The 19,439-nt window shown below is 69.1% G+C and carries 16 protein-coding genes; 7 read left to right on the top strand and 9 right to left on the bottom strand.

The annotated features are described in order from the left end of the window. Positions 1-217: 217 nt before the first annotated feature. Positions 218-1,762 (bottom strand): serine/threonine-protein kinase, encoded by a 1,545-nt coding sequence (locus tag AB0H37_RS16940; RefSeq protein ID WP_360613550.1) that lies wholly within the window; start codon positions 1,760-1,762, stop codon positions 218-220. 568 nt (positions 1,763-2,330) lie between these two features. Between AB0H37_RS16940 and AB0H37_RS16935 the strand changes: the two genes are divergently transcribed. After that, positions 2,331-2,873, top strand: a complete 543-nt coding sequence (locus tag AB0H37_RS16935) for an ATP-binding protein (RefSeq protein ID WP_360613548.1) — start codon at positions 2,331-2,333, stop codon at positions 2,871-2,873. A gap of 97 nt (positions 2,874-2,970) precedes the next feature. Here the strand turns inward: AB0H37_RS16935 and AB0H37_RS16930 are convergent, their stop codons facing one another. Beyond that, positions 2,971-3,219, bottom strand: a complete 249-nt coding sequence (locus tag AB0H37_RS16930; protein WP_329089436.1) for a hypothetical protein — start codon at positions 3,217-3,219, stop codon at positions 2,971-2,973. Between the two features lie 103 nt (positions 3,220-3,322). Here AB0H37_RS16930 and AB0H37_RS16925 point away from each other — a divergent pair, with 103 nt between their 5' ends. Beyond that, the gene (locus AB0H37_RS16925; RefSeq protein WP_360613546.1) at positions 3,323-3,916 is read left to right on the top strand and encodes a TetR family transcriptional regulator; all 594 of its coding nucleotides are present in this window, start codon (positions 3,323-3,325) and stop codon (positions 3,914-3,916) included. 182 nt (positions 3,917-4,098) lie between these two features. Here AB0H37_RS16925 and AB0H37_RS16920 read toward each other — a convergent pair whose 3' ends face one another. The 7 genes from AB0H37_RS16920 to AB0H37_RS16890 all read right to left on the bottom strand — a co-directional run bounded on the left by AB0H37_RS16920 (position 4,099) and on the right by AB0H37_RS16890 (position 13,460). After that, a complete protein-coding gene (locus AB0H37_RS16920; RefSeq protein ID WP_360613544.1) occupies positions 4,099-4,626 on the bottom strand; it encodes a GNAT family N-acetyltransferase in 528 nt (175 codons plus the stop codon). A 151-nt stretch (positions 4,627-4,777) separates the two neighbouring features. After that, positions 4,778-5,590: a hypothetical protein gene (locus AB0H37_RS16915; RefSeq protein ID WP_329089432.1), complete on the bottom strand. Its 813-nt coding sequence runs from the start codon at positions 5,588-5,590 to the stop codon at positions 4,778-4,780. Between the two features lie 752 nt (positions 5,591-6,342). Beyond that, a complete protein-coding gene (locus AB0H37_RS16910) occupies positions 6,343-7,167 on the bottom strand; it encodes a hypothetical protein (RefSeq protein ID WP_360613542.1) in 825 nt (274 codons plus the stop codon). A gap of 175 nt (positions 7,168-7,342) precedes the next feature. Next, a complete protein-coding gene (locus AB0H37_RS16905; protein WP_329089428.1) occupies positions 7,343-8,077 on the bottom strand; it encodes a haloacid dehalogenase type II in 735 nt (244 codons plus the stop codon). Positions 8,078-8,731: 654 nt separating this feature from the next. Further along, positions 8,732-10,447: an ABC transporter ATP-binding protein gene (locus AB0H37_RS16900; protein ID WP_360613540.1), complete on the bottom strand. Its 1,716-nt coding sequence runs from the start codon at positions 10,445-10,447 to the stop codon at positions 8,732-8,734. Beyond that, a complete protein-coding gene (locus tag AB0H37_RS16895) occupies positions 10,444-12,231 on the bottom strand; it encodes an ABC transporter ATP-binding protein (RefSeq protein ID WP_360613538.1) in 1,788 nt (595 codons plus the stop codon). The genes AB0H37_RS16900 and AB0H37_RS16895 overlap by 4 nt, the downstream gene beginning before the upstream one ends. Before the next feature lie 110 nt (positions 12,232-12,341). After that, positions 12,342-13,460, bottom strand: a complete 1,119-nt coding sequence (locus AB0H37_RS16890) for a serine hydrolase domain-containing protein (protein ID WP_360613536.1) — start codon at positions 13,458-13,460, stop codon at positions 12,342-12,344. A gap of 184 nt (positions 13,461-13,644) precedes the next feature. Between AB0H37_RS16890 and AB0H37_RS16885 the strand changes: the two genes are divergently transcribed. The 5 genes from AB0H37_RS16885 (at position 13,645) to trpA (ending at position 19,221) form a co-directional block, all read left to right on the top strand. Further along, on the top strand, positions 13,645-14,343 hold the full coding sequence (locus AB0H37_RS16885) for a TetR/AcrR family transcriptional regulator (RefSeq protein ID WP_360613535.1): 699 nt from the start codon (positions 13,645-13,647) through the stop codon (positions 14,341-14,343). A 311-nt stretch (positions 14,344-14,654) separates the two neighbouring features. Continuing rightward, entirely contained in the window at positions 14,655-15,677 is a 1,023-nt protein-coding gene (locus AB0H37_RS16880) for an LLM class flavin-dependent oxidoreductase (RefSeq protein ID WP_360613762.1), read from the top strand. Positions 15,678-16,084: 407 nt separating this feature from the next. Continuing rightward, on the top strand, positions 16,085-16,537 hold the full coding sequence (locus tag AB0H37_RS16875) for a cupin domain-containing protein (protein ID WP_360613533.1): 453 nt from the start codon (positions 16,085-16,087) through the stop codon (positions 16,535-16,537). A 5-nt stretch (positions 16,538-16,542) separates the two neighbouring features. Further along, positions 16,543-17,940 carry a tetratricopeptide repeat protein gene (locus AB0H37_RS16870; RefSeq protein WP_360613531.1) on the top strand — a complete coding sequence of 466 codons (1,398 nt, stop codon included), beginning with the start codon at positions 16,543-16,545 and terminating at the stop codon, positions 17,938-17,940. Between the two features lie 348 nt (positions 17,941-18,288). Next, complete coding sequence (trpA, locus tag AB0H37_RS16865) at positions 18,289-19,221, top strand: tryptophan synthase subunit alpha (RefSeq protein WP_360613530.1); 933 nt, start codon at positions 18,289-18,291, stop codon at positions 19,219-19,221. The last annotated feature ends 218 nt before the right edge of the window (positions 19,222-19,439 follow it).

The raw sequence follows: 19,439 nt of genomic DNA, 5'->3' as shown, positions 1-19,439 counted from the left end.
CCCGGGACACCCCTCCAGGCCCGCCTGCGGTGCGCCGCAGGGCGGCGGGACGGGTTTTGATTTCCGTCGCTCCCCGGACATTCCCGCCTCGGGGATGCCCGGTGAACAATCGTTCTTCGGCGGCAGGCTATTAGGAGAGAAAGGGCTCTCGGGTCAGACCCTCGGCGATCGCGGGAACGTCCTGGAATTCGCACCAGTGGCGGCCTGGGCGGCGGGGTCAGTCGGCGGCCACGGGGAGCAGGGCGTAGAGGGCCAGGCCCTGGTAGTCCGCTCCGCCGGACACCTCGAAGTTGCCTTGGAAGGTGAACTCGCCGTGCACGAAATTGAGCCCGTTCCAGGGGCGCTCGTCATTGCCGATGTTCACGTGGTAGGCCGTGCAACGTCCGATTTCTGGCTTCTCGTTCTTGGGAAGGCCGCCCTCGCAGGCGGACCAGACCTCGAAGATGACGTTGTCGTGTTCGGCGCCGCTCGTGTCGATGGCGGCGCCCTTCCCGTCGGTGATCTTGAGGTTCATGTTGAGGCCGACCTTGAGCCGCACCTTGCGGCCGATGTTGTTCTTCAGGAACGAGCCGAAGCCGGAGCTGCCCTCGCTCAGATCGGAGACCGACCCCTCGAACGACGGCCGGGAGGCGGCGGTCACCGTCGCGCCGGCGGCGGGGCGGCCGGTGGGCGGCCGGTCGCCGTTGTCGCCGTCCCCGCCGCCGAGGTAGCGGAAGGCGACCGCTGATCCCAGGATGACCAGGACGGTGGCCGAGGCACCGGCGATGACGCCTGCGCGGCGCAGCGGTCCCGTCCTCCCGTGGCCGTCCGGTACCAGTCCCTGCCGCACCGCTGTTGCCACGTCCGACGGAACCGGCTGCGCCGCCAGCGCGGTGATGTGCTGGTAGGCGGAGTCACTGGCGAACCCGTCCTGCAGGCCGCGTGGGGCGGCGGGACGGTCGCTGGTATCGGCTTTGGATGTTCGCGCAGGCGCCCCGCATGCCGCGGCCAGTTCTTGTGAGGTGGGCCGATCAGCGGGGTCCTTGGCCATCGCCGCCGCCAGCGGTGCCGCCAGCTCGGCGGGCAGCCCGGCCAGGTCGGGTTCCTCGTTGATGGTGCGCAGCAGCACCGCCTCGACCGGACCTGCCCCGAACGGCGGACGGCCGGTGGCGGCGTAGGCGATCGTCACCCCGAGGGAGAACACATCGGCGGGCGGCCCGAACACCTGCTGGCGCAGCACCTCGGGCGCGACATAGCCGGGGGTGCCGTTCCAGCCCCCGGTGCGGGTGATCTGCGTCTGGTCCTCGCCCCGCGCGATCCCGAAGTCGATCAGTCTGGGGGCATCGGGGGCCAGCACCACATTGGAGGGTTTGACGTCGCGGTGCTCCACGCCCTGGGCGTGCACCTCGGCCAGGCCCGTGGCCAGCGCGGCCAGCAGCCGCACACAGGTGCCGGCGGGAGGCGGACCGAACCGCTGCACGGCCTGGCGCAGCGTCGGGCCGGGCACATACTCGGTGGCCAGCCAGTACGGCTCCTCGTTGAGGCCGGAGGCGACCATCCCCGCCGCATACCTGCTGCGCACCCGCGCCACGGTCTGCGCCTCCCGCCGGAACCGCGCCAGCACCTGCGGATCGTCCAACCCCTCGCGCACGACCTTCAACGCGATGTGCCGGCCCCCTCCGGCCAGCGCCAGGTAGACCAGCCCCATCCCGCCCTCGCCCAACCGGCCCAGCAGCGGATAGCCGCCGATCGAGGCCGGATCAGCCGGACGCAGCGGCTGCACGGCGCACCCCCGAGAACAACAAGATCATGGCGCGCATGATCGCAGTCCCGTCGTTCCCATGTCATCCCCGTTTCCTCGAACCGGCGATCGAAAGGCGCGTCGAGAACTGGAACACCTGGTGGCCACGGCACGAGGCGTCTGACGCGGAGGAAGCTGTGCGCTTGACGACCTGCTCACCCTCCCCCTGGCCCTCCGCGACAAAGGCGTCTCCGCCCCGACATCGCCGCCAGGCTCACCATCAAGACCGGCGCGAGCAGGCCGGCCAGCTCGCGCCGCGCCGATCTCACATTGATCATTAGTAGGGTTGGCCCTCGGTGGCCGGCCGGTGTGGCCGCTGCGGGACCGGCGTAAGAAGCCGCACGTCCGCCAGGAGAGCATCGCAGAGGAGGCGGCGACGAAGCCGAGCGCTGGCTGTTCACGGTTCATTTCCGCACAGGATCCGCCTGCATGGCAGCCGGGTTGCCCGGCGAGGAGCACCTGCCCCGCGGACTGCCCGTCGACTCCCGACACGAAGCCCTCGACCGCGCAGGAGCCTTCACCTCACACCCCTCTCAGTCCGGTCATCCAGGTGCCGGCAGGACTTGTCGTCCTCGTCGGCGCACCAGCCTCGGGCAAGACCAGCTTCGTCCGGGCGCTGATCGAGCGCCGGCAGATCGATGCGGAAGCCGTGGTGTCCAGCGACGAGATCCGCGCGGAACTTTTCGGTAGCTCGCCTGCGAAAACGGAATCCGACGCGGCGGACGCAGCGATCTTCGCGGAACGTGACCGCAGGATCGCCGCCAGACTCGCCACGGGCCGCACCGCAGTCGCCGAGTCGACGAACGTCACATCGCAGGCACGCTTGCGGCTCATCGCCTTGGCCACGCGTTTCAACGCCCCGGTGACCGTACTGCGATTCGACCCGGACGTCACCGAACTCCTCCAGCAGTACACCGAGCGAGGCCGCACGGACCTCACCACCGCGCAGGTGCGCGCCTACGCCGCCGTCATGGCCCAAGACGCCGGGGCCGACCAGCTCCGCTCCGAAGGCGCAACCACCGTCCACGATGTTCCCGGACGTCGCCAAGGGAGCACGCCCGTTCAGGCCGCCGCGCTCTTCTCCTTCGCCTGACACCGGCCGCAGGACGTGTGGGCTCTCGGATCTCACAGCCCCCTGCGCTTCCTTCGGGCAGATCCGGCCGCGCGGCCGGGGGTTCGCGCCCTCGACGTCATCGGGCATGGCGACGCAGGGCGCAGTAGGTCCGCAGGATCGCGGGGACGAGCGCGTACACGACCGTGGGTACGACCACGCCGGTCACCACGAGCGTTCGAATCGGCAGTGAAAGTGAGCCCAGCAGGGGACCCAACAGCAGCTGCGTGGTCATGATCATGAGGTAGACGGCCAGCCAGGTGAAGACGGCGCGCAGGTGGATCGATGGTGCCGCGACGGAGGGGCACGGGGGGCGGACAGATGGCATGGCGTCTCCTGGTTGCTCGGTAAAGCCAACTCGCGAGTTGGAGTTTGCCACAGGAGAGCAGAAGTTCCAACTCGCTAGTTGGGATCTGATGTACGCTCAGGTCATGGCCTGGGACACCGCGAAGACCAAGCGGCTCATACTCGACGCCGCGGTCAGCGAGTTCGCCGCCTACGGGCCCGAGGCGGCCCGCATGGACCGGATCGCCGCCACGGCCGGGGTGAACAAGGAACGGATCTACTCCTACTTCGGCAACAAACGACAGATGTTCGCGATCGTGCTGACCACGGAACTGCAACGCCTGGCCAAGGCCGTGCCGCTGGACGAGAAGGCGGCCGGCGACCTGGGCGAGTACGCCGGGCAGGTCTTCGACTACCACCGCGCGCATCCGCACTTCGTCCGGCTGCTGCACTGGGAGGGCCTGCACACCACCGAAGGCGAGCCGGTGGTGGCCGAGGAGGAGCGGACCGCGCACTACGCCGAGAAGATCGCAGCACTGGCCAGGACTCAGGAATCGGGGCGCCTGGACACCCGGCTCGCACCGCGGGAACTGCTGTACTCCGTCATCGTCCTGGCCGGCTGGTGGTTCGCCACCCCGCAGCTCCGACGGATGCTGATGCCCGACCTCGACAACGACCCCGACGGCCAGCGCGCCGCGCTCGTCCGCCTCGTCCGCCATCTCAGCGGCGACGCGAACTGACGCCCACCGGGGCGGTGGTCAGGCGCCGGGAACGACCAGGCTGCCGGCCCGGCAGGCGATGACACGCAGTTGCGCGCGCTCCGAGGATCCCGACGCTCTCCAGCCCACGCGTCGCAGTAATCAAGAACCTGAAACCGGAGACCTCGTGGCCAGCCTGAGGGCTGTCCCGTAACTGTTGGTCGTCACCGGGCGGCGGTCTGCAGGTCCCGGATGTACCAGTCGAAGCGTGTGCCGTCCTTGCCGTGCGTCGGCTTGCTGGGGGTGAACCCTGCCCGCCGCGCGACCGCGGCGGATGCGGGATTCTCCGGCTCCACTTGGATTACCGCTTCCGTCCCGCCCTCACTCGCCGCGTACTGGGACGCCAACAGGACCGCGCGGGTAGCCAGACCACGCCCTCGCCAGAGCGGATAGAGGCCGTAGGCGACATTCACCTGGCCGGGCGCCAGACCTTCTCCTGAGAACCGCAAGTCGATCGTGCCCGCGAGCGCCTCGTCAGCCCCCATCCGGATGCCGAACGCGCGCAGTGGCCCGGAGGTGTCCCACTGCTCCCGGCAGTGCCGGAAGTACGCTCTGATGCCCTCCCGCGTGCCAGGACCGCCGTTGAGCCAACGAACGAGCAACTCGTCCTCCCCCGCGAGGTGCGCCTCCGCATCGTCCAGGCACAGGGGGGACAGAGTGACGATCCCGTCGGACAGTTTCACCTCATGCATCCGGTGATTCTCGACCGCCAGAGCCGCGCCGCACCATCGGGTGACGGCGTCCGCAGCGCCGCGAGGCACAGGGAAGTGGCCCCCGGGAAGTCCCGGGGGCCACAGGTGGAACGGCGACGGCCTGGCAGTCGGATCGACTACGGAGCCGGCGCTATCGGACGGGTGCGTCCCCCAACGCCCGGATGAGCGGAAGAACGCCCCGCGGCGGGCTGGGGACGAACAGGTCGACCCCCTCCCGCAGGTTGCGAACACCCACCTTGAAGGTCGGGATGCCCTCCTCGCGGCGCATCCGGTCGAGCTCGCCCATGATCACCCTGTCGGGCGCGTCGCCCGCATCCATGATCACGGAGGGCTCGAACGGAACGCACTCCTTGAGGATCCGCCGGAGCGCGACCCTCTTGTCGAGTTCCGCGGGCGCGACCTTGACCACGCCGCGGTCCTGCATCAGCTTCAGATCCCCGGCGGCCGCGGTGACATCGGTGAGCTCGCCGACCAGCCGCTCGACCACCTCCCGATCGGTGCCCACCGGATAGCGGAGGACGAGCGAATGAGACCTGGCGTAGATGCACTCGGGGTTCAGACGGAGTTCCGTCACCAGCTCGTGCACCTTGGCGTAGACCATGCTCAGCCCGGACGAGGGCGGCACCAGCTCGCGGTGGGTCTGCTTCTGCCAGTCCCAGTGCTCGCAGGCGAGCTGCCCCCAGACATGGCAGCCGGGGACGGCCAGGCCGATCTCACTGACCTGGTAGCACGGCCATCCCGTCAGAACCCCATTGACGGCGTACCGTTCCCCCATTCGGGGGAGCTCCCGACGAACGTCGGAGTCGAGCTGCGGCATTCCATTGAGCGGGGAGAGCTCCTGGGCCGCCCCGTTGAGGTCCCACAGCAGGACGGCACGCTCGGGGCACTCCATGAGAGCGTCCCAGCCTTCCCGTCCCTCATCCGTCCGGATGACGGAACGCACGTCTCCTCCCGTGTAGAGAGGAACATATTGTCGGATGCGCGAGTTCTCGCATGCCGAATCCATGGTTTTTCCCCATTCTTGTTTGCTTCGCGGCAACCCTTCTCTGCTTCGCCACGACTGAAACCGTCCGCCGTTCAGGACGAGGCGCAAGCGCCGCCGGGAGGGCGCCAGACAATGATCTTGATCGAGTCCCCGGAAGCCCTGGTCCATTAATCAATTACGGTTAGGAGATTGGAGATGAAAGCCCTGGTCGGCGCACGGGTCGCGATTCTGGCGCCCCCACCCCTGACACCCGCCGAAATGGCCGACGACGGACCAGAGCATGCTGACGCCTCCGGTGAACCACTGGCTGTAGGACGGCCAGCACGCCGTCTCGATCGCCCGCTCCGCACGAGCTCGGCTGCACACCCACTCCGGTACCGAGTTCAGTGACTTGGGGACGCGGGCGAGGAATGGTTGTCCAAGGGCTCAAGGGACGTGACGCCCAAAAGCTCGTCACGACGCCCTCAAGGGAGGGCCGGGCGGCCGAGCAAGGCACTCAGCTCGCCCAGGCCACCGCCGTCCTGGAAGGCCGAGTCGTCCCCACTGCACGCCTACGTGGTGCTCAGAGCAAGCCTTATCTCGACACCGCCGCGGGCCGGATGGCGCTGAGCCCCTGCCGGTGGTCGGGTCGGTGGCCGGTACTGGGTCTCCGGCCTTGATCTTGTCGATCGGCTCGGCCGATCCGTCGGCCATGAGGACGGTGGTTCCCGCTACGAAGCCGTTGCCTGTACGGCGACGGCGATCGGCTCGAGCCCCGCGATCAGCTCGTCGAGTTCGTCGACGCTGAGCACGTCGTACGCCTGCACCGCCAGCTCGTCGGTGAGGGCCTCGATCCGCTCCTTGATCTCTCGGCCGGCGTCGGTGAACCCGCCGGCTGCGTCCACGAGTCCACGGCCGCGCAGCCCGTCGACGACGGCAGCCAACTGCGCCTTGGGCAGATGGTGGATCCGGCCGAACTCCTCCGCCCTCATGCCGAGGGAGAGAGCCATGAGGACGTGGGCTTCGGTGCCGCCGATGCCGTGGGCGACGAGGGCGACGTTGTGGCCGTCCCCGCGGTGCTCGCGCAGCAGCGTCGCCGCATGCCAGAGCCTGGCCACCGGCTCCTCGGGCACCTCAAGCGCTCGGAGCCCGGCGTACAGCGCCCGGCCCTCGGTCGGCGCGCTGACCGCGGCTCGGGTGGCCAGATCGGCGACCCGCACCAGACTGGTGGAGTCGGCGAGCTCCCCGATCCTCAGCCGCAGCGCGGCGGCGCTGCCCCGCTCGCGCACGGCGAGCGCCTCCTGCGGGGTGATCTTCCCCCAGACCCACGGGATGTGCCGCGCCACCTCGCCGTCGGCGAAGTTGTAGAAGACCGCGTGCACCACCTCGGCCGGTGCCAGGCCCAGCGGCGCGGCCCGGCCTGCGAAGTATCCATCCCAGTAGCTGCGCATGCCGAGGGCCAGGAACTCCTCGTTCGGCACCTCGGAGAAGGTGATGGCGCCGATCGGCTCGACGAGCTCGGACATCCGGTGGACCTTGGCCAGTGGGTGCGACATCGGTCAGCATCTCCCGTGATCGTGACGGCGCCCGTGTGGGCGGCCCTTCACTCTTGCTACGAACAACGCCGCCCTGATCCGACATCGCCATCCCCTCACCCGCCACCCAGCACCGAGGACGGCAGCCGGCGGTGTCGATGTCGATGTCGTACTGCCCGCGCGGCCGCCCCGTACCTCAGGTCCGCGGACCGGCCTCCAGCAGAACGGCGAGCTCACCGAACCCGCGCACGACCAGGTCACTTTCCACGTCGTCCGCTCGGTCGGCGGTGACAGAGGGCCCCTTCTCGAGCGGACGCTCCAGGAACGCGGTGGCGAGCCCGGCCTCCCTGGCGCCGTCGATGTCCCACTTGTGCGCGGCGACCATCAGCACCTCCGCCGGGTCGACGTCCAGCAGCCGCACAGCGGTCAGGTACGCCTCCGGCTCGGGCTTGTACGTGCGGGCGAGCTCTGCCGACAAGATGCAGTCGAACGGCAGCCCCGCCCCCTTGACCAGGTTCGTCAGCAGGGCGAACCCGCCGTTGGACAGCGCCGCCACCACGTACCTCTCCCGCAGCCCGGCCAGGCCGTCCACCGAGTCGTCCCACGCGGGCAGGCGATGCCAGGCCCGGACGAGCCGCCGCCGCGCGTCCTCGTCGAAAGCGTCCGCGACACCGCGCAGCTCCAGCAGCTCGTCGAGCGACTCCCGGTGCAGCGTGTCGAGGTACACCCACTCCCGCTCACCTCCGCTGACCCGCTGCATCGACGGCAGGTACCGCTCGCGCCAATCGTCGGCGAAGGCCCCGCCCTCCAACGCGACACCGCGCTCCGCAGCGATCGCCGCCACCTGCCTGGCGACCCCCGTCCGCCAGTCAACGGTCGTCCCGAAGATGTCGCAGGCCACTACCCGGATCGCTCCAACGTCGAAGCCCACTGGTACCTCCTTCGCCCAGGAGCGCCCGGTCGGTGCCCCACCTCAGTCCTAACACGCCTGTCCTGGACGGCAGGCTTCTACCAGAAGTAGAACTGAGCCCCTGCGCGAAAAGGCAACTCAGCCCAGATTCACAGAGACTTCCCGGCCATGGCGTCGATCCACGACAGCGACCCGAACACCTGAGCCAAACGCACCCGGCGAGCACGATCCGAAGAACCATGCTCGTCAGGCGGCGCGCTCGCGGACGACGCCGGCGAGGTCGAGCCGCCGGAGTGGGCTTGAGGTCAGCAACATCAACGCCCCCGCGATCAGCGCCTACCTGCGGATGGGCTTCGCCTCCTGCGGGCTGAACACCAGGCTCCACGACGGCACCGTCCCGGCCGGCGAGCAAGCACGAGCACCGCCAGGACGCGGACGCGCGAGCTTTGGCGCGGGACGGGCGGACCCTCGGTCGTCGGCGGCCCCGCTCATCCGCGAGCGGCCCCAGATGTAGTCCGACTCAAGGCAGCCGACGAAAAAGGTTGTTGCCGAGCTCGCGGTCCCCGCACCCAGTCCGCCAACAGGTCGTTGCAGTAGCCGCGCCGGGTGGCCTACCGAGGTCCGCATGGCTGACGACAGCCACCCACCACTACCGGCAGGGCGGCGATTACCGGTTCAGTCATGTGCTGCCGGTGTTAGTGAAGCGTTCCAGAAATCGGCGTAGCGGCCGGCGCGGCGGAGGAGCTCGTCGTGGCGTCCTTCTTCCACGATCCGGCCGCCGTCGAGAAAGGCGATGCGGTCGGCGCGTTGGACGGTTCGCATCCGGTGCGCGACCATCACGACCGTCCGGTCGGCCATCAGGCGTTCGATGCCGTCGTGGACAGCAGCCTCGTTCACCGGGTCCAGTGCGGAGGTGACCTCGTCCAGGAGCACGATGGGCGCGTTCTTCAGCAGGGCCCGCGCGATCGAGACGCGCTGGCGTTCACCGCCGGACAGCAGCGTGCCGCCCTCGCCGACATGTGCCGCCCAGCCGCCGGGCAGCCGCTCGATCACCTCGTCCAGCCGCGCGGCGCTCGCCGCCGCCCGTACCTCGGCTTCGGAGGCGTCGGGGCGGCCGAGCCGCACGTTCTCCTCGATCGTGCCGTCGAAGAGGAAGACGTCCTGGAAGACGATGGAGATCTGCGCCATCAACGCCTCGGTGCCGATGGCGCGCACGTCCACGCCGCCCACGCGCACCGCGCCCGCGTCCACGTCGTAGAACCGCGCGAGCAGCTGCAGCAGGGTGCTTTTGCCCGCGCCTGAGGGGCCGACCACGGCGAGCCGGTGTCCCTCGGGCACGGACAACGACAGATCGTCGAACACCGTGCGGTCGCCATGCTGGAAGGCGACGGCCTCCAGTTCCATGCCATGGCCCACCGGCTGGATCGGTTCCGGTGCTTCCGGCAGCGGTTCGGTGTGCAGGACCGCGTCGAGTCTGGCCAGTTCGGAGCGCGCGCTTCGGAGTTTGCCGCCGATGTCGGCCAGCGACAGCAGGGGATCGGCGCAGCGGGCGGCCAGCACCAGGATCGCCAGCACCTCTGCCGCGCCGATGGCCCCGCCGAGCGCGAGGTAAGTGCCCAGCACCAGCAGCACGGTGAACATCGCCTGCACCACGAGCGTCAAGCCGATCATGCCGGGCAACACCGACAGCACGGTACGGCGGGACGCGCGCTGAAGTTCCCGAAGCGAGTTGTCGAGCAACGCGAAGCGTTGGGCGCTCCGGCCGCCCGCGCGCAGCACCGGTTGAGCCTGGAGGTATTCGATGACCCGCCCGGTGGCCTCGGTGTCACGTTCGTGGCGGTCGGCGTCGCCCGCGGCCATCGAACGGCCGGTCCAGATCTGGATCGCCGCCACGAGCGGTACGGCGACCAGCGCGGCCAGCCCCAGCTGCCAATTGAAGGCGAGCATCACGACGACGATCGTCGCGGGGGTGGCGAGGGCGGAGATGTAGGGTCCCAGCAGATGAGCGATCACGCCCATCGTCTGCAGCACGCCCTGGCCGGCCAGGACGGACACCTCTCCGACTCGGCCGGTGCTGTACCAGCCGAGGGGCAGCCGGGCCAGGTGGTCGCCGAGACGGTGGTACATGCCGCGCAACAGCGTGGTTCCGGCGCGGAAGCCGAACAGGTCACTGACATAGCGCAGCACCGCGTAGACCGTGACCGCGCCTCCGAACGCGATCAGCCAGGGCAGCGCGTCTTCGGGGTCGCTGCCGAACAGGGCCCGCAGCACGGGAACCAGCAAGGCGTAGGACAAACCCTCGACGATCGCGGTGATCGTCATCAAGGCCACGGTGCGACGCACTGGCCGGGCGTGATCGTGGCCCAGGACGCGCAGCAGCATGCGGATCATCGGTACTCCTTGGATTGCCAGAAGGCGGCGAACTTTCCGCTCTCCGCCAGAAGGTCGGCGGGCCTGCCCTGTTCGACGATCGACCCGTGGTCCAGCAGCACGGCGGTGTCGGCGCCGGCGACCGTCTCCAGGCGGTGGGCGATGACCAGGATCGTGCGATCGCCCTCCAGCGCCGCCAATGCCTGCCGTACCGCCTGCTCGGTCTGCGGGTCGGCGAAGGCGGTCGCCTCGTCCAGTACCAGGACGGGCGTGTCGGCGAGCAGGGCGCGGGCGAGTGCGATCCGCTGCGTCTCGCCGCCCGACAGCCCGGCCTCCTGCCCGAGCACCGTGTCGTAGCCGTGCGGTAGTTCGAGAATCCGATCGTGGATGTTCGCCATTCGGGCTGCGCGCATCACCTCGTCGAGGTCGGCATGCGGTACGGCCAGCGCGATGTTGTCCGCAACCGAAGCGCGCAGTAGGCGCACGTCCTGGAAGACGAAGGAGACCATCCGGTAGAGGTCATGACTGCTGAGCTCGCGCAGATCGACGCCGCCCAGGGTGACCGAACCGTGAGTCGGGTCGAAGAAGCGCGGCAGCAACTGGACCAGCGTGGACTTGCCGCTGCCCGAGGGCCCTACGATCGCGGTGACCGTGCCCGGTTCGAGGACCAGGTCGATCCCGCGCAGTACCTCGTGATCGTCTTGGTAGCCGAAGCGGACGCCACGCAGTTCCAGCCGGTGGCCCTGCGGCGGGATCGGGTGCGCGGGCTCCGGCAGCGGCGCCACCTCGAGCACGTCCCGGATCCTGCCGATCGCGCGCCTGGCGGTCTGCAGGTCGTCGAAGCTGTGGGCGATGAGGGCTTCCACCGGAGCGGTCAGGCCCAGTCCCAGCAGCAGGAAGGGCAGCAGGTCGGCCGGGGGCAGGCCACCGGTCGTGATCAGGGCGGTGCCGCCGATCAGGACGACCAGCAGCACGAACGGCGGAGACAGCACCGTTTGCATTCCGGCGGCGATCACGGAGAGGCCGCGCACGAAGCGGTAGAAGACGCCGACGAAATCGTCGGTGGCCGTGCGGAACCTGCGGTGGGCGCGCCCGGCGGCGCCGAACGCCTTGACCACCGAGATGCCCTGGACGAACTCGACGGCGGAACTGGCGATCTGCGCCATGGCCGCATCGAACTGCTTCTCCTCGCGCAGCCGGGCCGGGGTCATCATCAGCGGGACGTGCGCCACTGCCAGCGTCACCGGGATCAGCGTGATCAACGTGAGCCGCCAGTCGATGGTGAACAGGTAGACCAGCGAGATCAGTGGCACCACGAACGCGGCGATGAGCTCGCCGGGGGCGTGGGCGATGAACGGGTGCACGGCGCTGACGTCCTCGCCCACCACCTTGGTCAGCTCGCCGGTCCGGCGCCGGGAGAACCAGCCGATCGGCACGCGTCCCAGCCGCGCGGCCAGTCGCCGGCGAAGGGCCAGTTGGACCCGGCCGTCAAGGAGGTGTCCGATCCCAGATGATGCGGCCGTGAACAGCAGCCGGACGAACAGACCGGCCGCACCGGCGATCGCGACGAACCAGGCATGGTCGTGATCGATCGGGCCGGGCGCCAGCAGGCTGCGCCCCAGTTCGGCGACCGCCAGCAGCGGTGCCAGGCCCGCGACGGCGCCGATCACCTGCAGGACGACAACGGCGGCGAAGCTCCATCGGTAGGGGCGCAGCAGCCCCGCCACGGACCGTCCCACCGTGTCATCGGCGTCCGGTGGGGGTGGGGGCTGCTCCCTCGTCGGCGCCAAGTCGGTCGTGGTCATCGCTCTCCTGTCTTGGTGAACCCTCGTCAGCCGGACGACGACATCGCCGGCCCGCCCCTCCCGTCCCGGCATGCTCGTCGGCTCGGCGAAAGGGACTCTCCCCGGCCCGATCAGCCGAACATCGCCACGCGGTAGAAGGCCGTGAGCGCGTCGTCGATGGGGTGGGGCTGCGGCCTGCCCGAGGAGTCGAGCCCGTTCCACCTCTGCAGGTTCACCGCGACCGACATCTGCCGCCCGCCGTCCCCACTGATCATGGACAGCGCTCCAGACCCCCAGGTCGTGCCGCCGTGCCCCCAGAAGGTGCCGCCGCCGGTCACCTCCATCGGGTACAGGCCGAGGCCGTACTCGATCTCCTTGCCCTCCTGGGAGATGACCGGGACGGTGCGTTGCATCTGCGCCAGCGACGACGGGTTGACGATCTCGCCGGCGAGCAGCAGGCCGAAGAAGCGGTTGAGATCGGCCACGGTCGAGATCAGCGAGGCCGACGGCCCCGCGTAGGACATGTCGAAGACGCTGTAGTCGCGCGGCGGGTCGATCATGCCGAAGAACGCCTCGTAGGCCTGCGAGTGCGGTCCGTTGATCTGCGGCCCGTCGGGGAATTCGGTGCCTTGGAGCCCGGCGCGCTCGATGACGTTCTGGGTGATGTACTTCTCGGCCGCAACACCGGTCACCTGTTCCAGAAGTTGACCGAGGAGCAGGTAGTTGGTGTTGGAATACAGCCCCGGAGTGCCGCCAGGGGCGCCGGCCGCGGGTGCGGTGACCCCCATCTCGATCAGTTCGGTGGAGTCGAACCGGGTGAGCCGGTGGTCGTCCAGGCTCCGCGGCCTGCACTCTGCGAGATCGGGGAACGCCTTGAGGGAGGGGTAGGCGTAGGGGAGGTACTCCGCCAGGCCGCTGGTGTGGTTGATCAGCATCCGGACTGTGATCGCGTCACCGCGTTCTCCGGGAACCAGTTTCGGCAGGTAGCGGCCGATCGGCGCGTCGAGCCCGATCTGGCCGCTGTCGACCTGTTGCAGGACCGCGGCGGCGGTGAAGGTCTTGGTGATGCTGCCGATCCGGTGCCGCATGTCGGCGGTGACGGGGCGGCCGGTCGCGAGGTCGGCGGCCCCGGCGGCGCCGCGCCAGACCTGCTCGCCGTCGCGCACCTCGGCGAACAGGCCCGGCATCCCGGCGCGGTGGACGTTCTCGATGGCGGTGCTCAGCCTTGCGGGATCCAGCGGGTTCCTCACGACATACGCCCTTTCGCCTTCTTCTGAATGAGCTCCGCATCGGTCTGACCGCTCGCGGAACACGTCAGCCGACCGCTGCCCGGCCGTCCGGGACGCTCATGCACTCATTATGCACGCGGTGCGTGCAACGGCAAGTGCAACAGCAAGTGCATAGGCTAGGCTGGGGCCTGGCGAGAGGAGCAAGATGGCAGGTCGAAGGCGCTGGTCGACCGAGGAGATCCTGGACGCGGCGGCGGAACTGCTGCGCACGAGCGACGCCGAGTCGTTCAGCGTGCGCAAGCTCGCCGCGGTGCTCGGCACCGATTCCTCCAGCCTCTACCGGCACTTCCGCAGCAAGACCGAACTGCTGCGCGCGGTCGCCGACCGGTTCCTCCTGACCGCCATGGACGGCTACCGGCCCGAAGGCGACTGGAAGCAACGCATCCTGACCCTGGCCCTGCGCGTGAGAGAGGCCTTCGGCCGGCACCCCCAGCTCGCCGCGGTCTGGGGACGCTACGCCTCAGGCGGCACCGGTTCCCGGATGATCACGGAAGAGATGCTGCAGGCTCTGCGCGCGTCGGGACTGCCCGACGAGGAGATCCCGGCGAGCTGCCACCGGATCGCGGTCCTCGTCGCCGCGTTGATCACCTCCGAGGCCGGGGTCAGCGCCCTCACCCCCGAAGAGTACGAACAGGGCATGGAGCTGTTCCGCGTCACGGTGCTCGGCGCCGACCCCGAACGCTTCCCGGCTCTGGCTCACTTCGCCCGCGACATCCGCCCTCTCGGGGTGGACCGCCACGCGGCATTCGAAGAGATCCTCGCCGTCCAACTCGCCCACATAGAGGCCGCGATCTGCCCGAACCAGCCGACCGGCTCGGAAGCGTCGGCAAACGATCGCGATTGACAACATGTCCCGGCGGCATCAGGCGGCCAGATCCCGGGCGGTGAAGTCACCCCTTGAGTCCGCCAGGCGACCGTGGGCCGCACGGAGATCACTCCCGCGCGCCACACTTGTATGCGGGCTCACGTCAAGATAAATCCTCGTCGACGACGCACTCTCAAGGTGCCCGCACAAGCGGCCGACGCCCTGCACAGCACGATCCGGTGATCACAGAAAGCTCCCGCTGGTCTGGTGTGTGACGGTCGAGGACCGTGGGTGGCGCGTGTGGTCAGCCGTGCTGGAATCTCGTAGGCGCTGAGATGGTTGGAGTGAGTGTGAAGAAGATCGGCTTTCTCTCGTTCGGCCACTGGAGTGACGGCGCGGGCTCGCGGACCCGGTCGGCGGCGGACGCACTGCTGCAGTCGATCGACCTCGCCGTGGCGGCGGAGGAACTGGGTGCCGACGGCGCCTACTTCCGAGTGCACCACTTCGCTCAGCAGCTGGCCTCTCCCCTTCCGCTGCTGTCCGCGATCGGCGCGAAGACCTCGCGTATCGAGATCGGTACCGGGGTGATCGACATGCGTTACGAGAACCCGATGTACTTCGCCGAGAACGCCGGGGCCGCCGACCTGATCTCCGGTGGGCGGCTGCAACTCGGCATCAGCAGGGGATCACCGGAACAGGTCATCGACGGGTGGCGGTACTTCGGGTACGAACCGTCCGATGGCGACACCGATGCCGACATGGCACGCAAGCACACCGAGGTACTGCTCACCGTGCTGCAGGGCAGAGGCTTCGCCCAGCCGAATCCGCGGCCGATGTTCCCCAACCCACCCGGGCTGTTGCGTATCGAGCCGCATTCCGAGGGGCTGCGCGACCGCATCTGGTGGGGCTCGGGCTCCAACGCCACCAGTGTGTGGGCGGCCGAGCTTGGAATGAACCTGCAAAGCTCGACGCTCAAGGACGATGAGACCGGCGAGCCGCTGCACGTCCAGCAGCGCAAGCAGATCGAGGCCTACCGGCAGGCGTGGAAGGACGCCGGACACCAACGCCGGCCGCGCGTGTCGGTCAGTCGCAGCATCTTCGCGCTGACCAGCGATCTGGACCGCGCCTACTTCGGCCGGAACGCCGACTCGGGCGACCACATCGGAATGATCGACGAGAACACCAGGGCCATCTTCGGGCGCTCGTACGCGGCCGAACCGGACGTGCTGGTCAAGCAACTCGCCAACGACGAGGCCGTCCAGGCCGCGGACACGCTGCTGCTCACAGTCCCCAACCAGCTCGGTGTGGACTACAACGCACACGTCCTGGAGAACATCCTGACTCACGTGGCACCCGAACTCGGCTGGCGCTGAGGGCACAGCCGGCCCCGTCCATCGCGGCCGCCGGGCATGCGGAAGAACGGCTCGGATTCTGCGGATACCAGCACCCCACGCTCCGCGGACCGCCGCTTGCGCTGCTGCTTCACCCCGTCACTTCACACCGCGAGCCGGTTAGGGCCACCGAACTGAGCCGTTACTCCCAAGACGGATCCGCAGACCTGGCCCTGGACCAGGCCGTGCGTCCATTCAGGCAGGCCACCCAGCGGGGCCCGTTGCCCGGACGGAGTACCGCATGCAAGGCTGAATCGTCCTCACAAGAATCTCTTCCGCCTCCACCCCGCGCCCTTTCGGACTGGACGGCGACGACCACGAGCACGCCTCGAGGAACCGGGGCGCGCCGGGGTGCCTCCGTACTGAAACGGCCAACAAAAGGGACACAAGTGACTGATCGCGCACGGGGGACGGCCGCCTGGCACGGCCGCATCGAGCATGTCCGCGGCGCCGGCCTGGATCCCGACACCGCACAGACCTCGGGAATGCGAAGGTACGAGGCGATCTCGGGCAGGAGCGTGGGCTCGGAACGGCTCTGGATGGGCCGTACCCACGTCGGGCCCGCGACCAGCTCAGGCGACCACCACCACGGCGAGGCGGAAACGGCGATCTACATCGTCTCCGGCCGCCCGGTCTTCGTCTTCGCCGAAGACGCCGAGGAGGTCCGCGTCGAAACCGAGCCTGGCGACTACATCTTCGTCCCGCCCTATGTCCCGCATCGTGAGGAGAACCCCTCCCCCGACGAGGAGGCAGTCGTGGTCATCGCCCGCAGTACGCAGGAGGGAATCGTGGTCAACCTTCCCAGCCTTTGGGCGGACGTCGAGCGTCCCACGGACCCCTGACAGCCATGAAGACCGACGAGCACGGGCTGGCCATTCGGGCGTGCAGCCGCACCGCACTCGAACACTACGACAACGCCATCCATGAACTGCTGCACTTCCGCCCGGAGGTCGACGCCGAAGCGAAGCGGGCACTCGAAGCGGATCCCGACTTCCTGCTGGGCAACGTCCTGTCGGCGTACCTCGAACTGCTGAGCACCGAGCCCGACAACGCGCGGGCCGCGGCGGAGCGGTTCCGGCGCTTCCGGTCGCGCGTGGACGGCTCCGGGCTCCTCCCCCGGGAGCGGGCACACGTCGCGGCGCTCGAACGCCTGCTGGAGGGCGACTTCCCCGGCTGCGGCCGCTTGCTCGGCAAGATCAGCGAAGAGTACCCGCGCGACGTCCTCGCGCTGTTCGTCGGCCATCAGATCGACTACTTCACCGGGGACGCCCGCGCGTTGCGCGACCGGGTCGGCGGTGCGCTGACGGCATGGAGCGAGACCGACCGGCATTTCGGTCCCCTGCTCGGCATGTACGCCTTCGGGTTGGAGGAGGCGGGGCACTACGACCGATCGGAAGAGGTCGGCCAGCGCGCGGTCGAGCTCGACCCCAAGGACGTGTGGGCCATCCACGCGGTCGTCCACACCTACGAGATGCAAGGCCGATTCCGGCGAGGAATCGCCTACATGGACGAACGTCTGACCGACTGGTCGACCGGCACGTTCTTCAACGTGCACGCATGGTGGCACTACGCGCTCTACGCACTGGAGGCCGGAGACACGGCCCGGGCACTGGAGATCTACGACGCCGTACTCCACGGCCCGGACTCGACTGGCACCGCGATGGAACTGCTGGACGCCGCCGCCCTGCTCTGGCGCCTGTTTCTCGAAGGCGATGACCAGACCGCGAGGTGGAACGCCTTGGCCGACGCCTGGGCGTCCAAAGCCCGGGAGCCTTTCTACGCGTTCAATGACATGCACGCGGTGATGTCCTTCGTGGGCGCCGGCCGCTTCAGCGACGCCGACCGGCTGATCGCCGACCGCGAGGCTTACCTGGCCGCTCCCCTGCCCGACGTCACCAACCAGGCGATGACCGCACGCGTCGGCCTTCCGGTCTGCCGCGCTCTGGTGGCCTTCGGCCGCGGCGACCACACCACCGCCGTCGACCTCCTCGCCCCCATCAGGCACCACGTCAACGAATTCGGCGGCAGCCACGCGCAGCGCGACGCGATGCAGAAGACCCTGCTGGAGGCCGCCCTCCGCTCCGGCCGCCTCGACCTGGCCCGCGTCCTGGTCAGCGAGCGGATCAGCGTACGACCCTCCAGCCCGTTCAACTGGCTCAAGCACGCCGACGTGGCCGAAGCCCTCGGCGACACGGCCACCGCGACCACCGCCCGATCGCACGCGGCCAAGCTGCGCCGGCCCTGAGCATCCGAAAGCATGGATGTGTTGGCGTGGTGGCCAGGTAACGGCGGCCAAGGTCGGCGACCCCACCATCCTCCAGGCCGGACCCGGGCCCGTCGCCAGCAGCAGTACCGCCGGCACGACGATAAAGCCCGCCCTACCTCGACCATCCGGCGGCTGCCGAGCAGCAAGGAGCCCGCCTGGATGTTCCGCCAGGAACCCGTCGGACCAACCCCGGCGACCACGAGTCGGAGGGGAAGGTTCACCGAACGCAACAATTGTTAACGCTAAACCCCTTCCCGAAAGTGGTTCGGATCCCACAGTATGTCCAAGATCGACTACGGGTGAGCCGGGCGCCGGAAGGGGTAGCGGATGAGCGAGCGGGACGGTCGCGCATGGCTGGAGGACGTTCTCGCCGCCAAGCGACAGCGGGGCCGGCCGGCGTTGATCGGCTATCTGCCGATCGGCCATCCCAGCGTGCCGGGCTCGATCGAGGCCATGTTCGCCATGGTCGAGGCCGGTGTCGACATCGTCGAGATCGGCCTCCCCCACCATGATCCGGTCATGGACGGACCGGTGATCAGGCAGGCCACCGAAAACGCGCTGCGGGGCGGGACCCGGATCGCCGACCTGTTCACCGCCGTGGCGGCCCTCGCCTCCGCGGCGGTCCCCGTGGTCTGCATGACGTACTGGGACCCCGTGGAGCGGTACGGGGCCGAGCGGTTCGCGCGCGACCTCGCCATCGCGGGAGGCTGCGGGGTGATCGTCCCGGACCTGCCCGGCGGCAGGGCGCCGGAATGGACGGCGAGCACCGACGCGCACGGGCTCGCCCGGATCCTCGTCGTCCCCCCGGACGCTTCCGACGAGCAGATCTCCCGCATCGCCTCGGCCTGCACCGGCTTCGTCTACGCGGCGGGCCGTCTCGGTCTCACCGGCTCCGGCGAGGTGGACGTCGCCCAGGCGAAGAACCTCGTCGACCGGGTGCGCCGGGTCACGACCACCTCTGTCTGCGTGGGCTTCGGCATCTCCACCCCGGCCCACGCCGCCGGAGTCGCGACCTCCGCCGACGGCGTCATCGTCGGCACCGCCCTCGTCGAGTGCCTGGCCGCCTCGTCGTTCGAGGCCGGGCTCACCCGCCTGACCACCCTGATCGGCTCCCTCGCCGCCTCCCTCCACACCCCGGCCCGCCCCCTTCGGACCACCGCCTGCGTCCCGGCCGCCCGCGATGGCAGCATCCGCGCCTTCAGCCACGGTGGAGCCCCCGACACCATCACCAGCACTGGCGGACTCACCGGGAGTGTCTAATGTCCCGCACGACGATCGTCGGTTCGGAGCTGAGGCGTGCCACGAGGAAATCCCGCCAGAACGCTTTATCTCGCTTCATCTGCCGGATGATCTGCTGTTTGCGTAGTCGGGACCGAGATCAACTCGGCTTCTTGGCGGCAACTGAATCCCGGTTCAACGATTACCCCGTGGTGGGTCCGGTCCAGATTTCCCCACCACTGATCGGCGAAGTTCTGAGA

It is taken from the genome of Actinomadura sp. NPDC023710 (genome assembly GCF_040639875.1).
Taxonomy (GTDB): domain Bacteria; phylum Actinomycetota; class Actinomycetes; order Streptosporangiales; family Streptosporangiaceae; genus Spirillospora; species Spirillospora citrea.
The sequence above is the reverse complement of the archived record's forward strand: the minus strand, read 5'-3'. Positions and strand labels throughout refer to the sequence as shown.

Coding starts and splice junctions, on each gene's coding strand:
- AB0H37_RS16930 (WP_329089436.1), bottom strand. CDS start 3,219: ATGCCATCTGTCCGCCCCCCGTGCCCCTCCGTCGCGGCACCATCGATC.
- AB0H37_RS16925 (WP_360613546.1), top strand. CDS start 3,323: ATGGCCTGGGACACCGCGAAGACCAAGCGGCTCATACTCGACGCCGCG.
- AB0H37_RS16920 (WP_360613544.1), bottom strand. CDS start 4,626: ATGCATGAGGTGAAACTGTCCGACGGGATCGTCACTCTGTCCCCCCTG.
- AB0H37_RS16910 (WP_360613542.1), bottom strand. CDS start 7,167: ATGTCGCACCCACTGGCCAAGGTCCACCGGATGTCCGAGCTCGTCGAG.
- AB0H37_RS16900 (WP_360613540.1), bottom strand. CDS start 10,447: ATGATCCGCATGCTGCTGCGCGTCCTGGGCCACGATCACGCCCGGCCA.
- AB0H37_RS16895 (WP_360613538.1), bottom strand. CDS start 12,231: ATGACCACGACCGACTTGGCGCCGACGAGGGAGCAGCCCCCACCCCCA.
- AB0H37_RS16885 (WP_360613535.1), top strand. CDS start 13,645: ATGGCAGGTCGAAGGCGCTGGTCGACCGAGGAGATCCTGGACGCGGCG.
- AB0H37_RS16870 (WP_360613531.1), top strand. CDS start 16,543: ATGAAGACCGACGAGCACGGGCTGGCCATTCGGGCGTGCAGCCGCACC.
- trpA (WP_360613530.1), top strand. CDS start 18,289: ATGAGCGAGCGGGACGGTCGCGCATGGCTGGAGGACGTTCTCGCCGCC.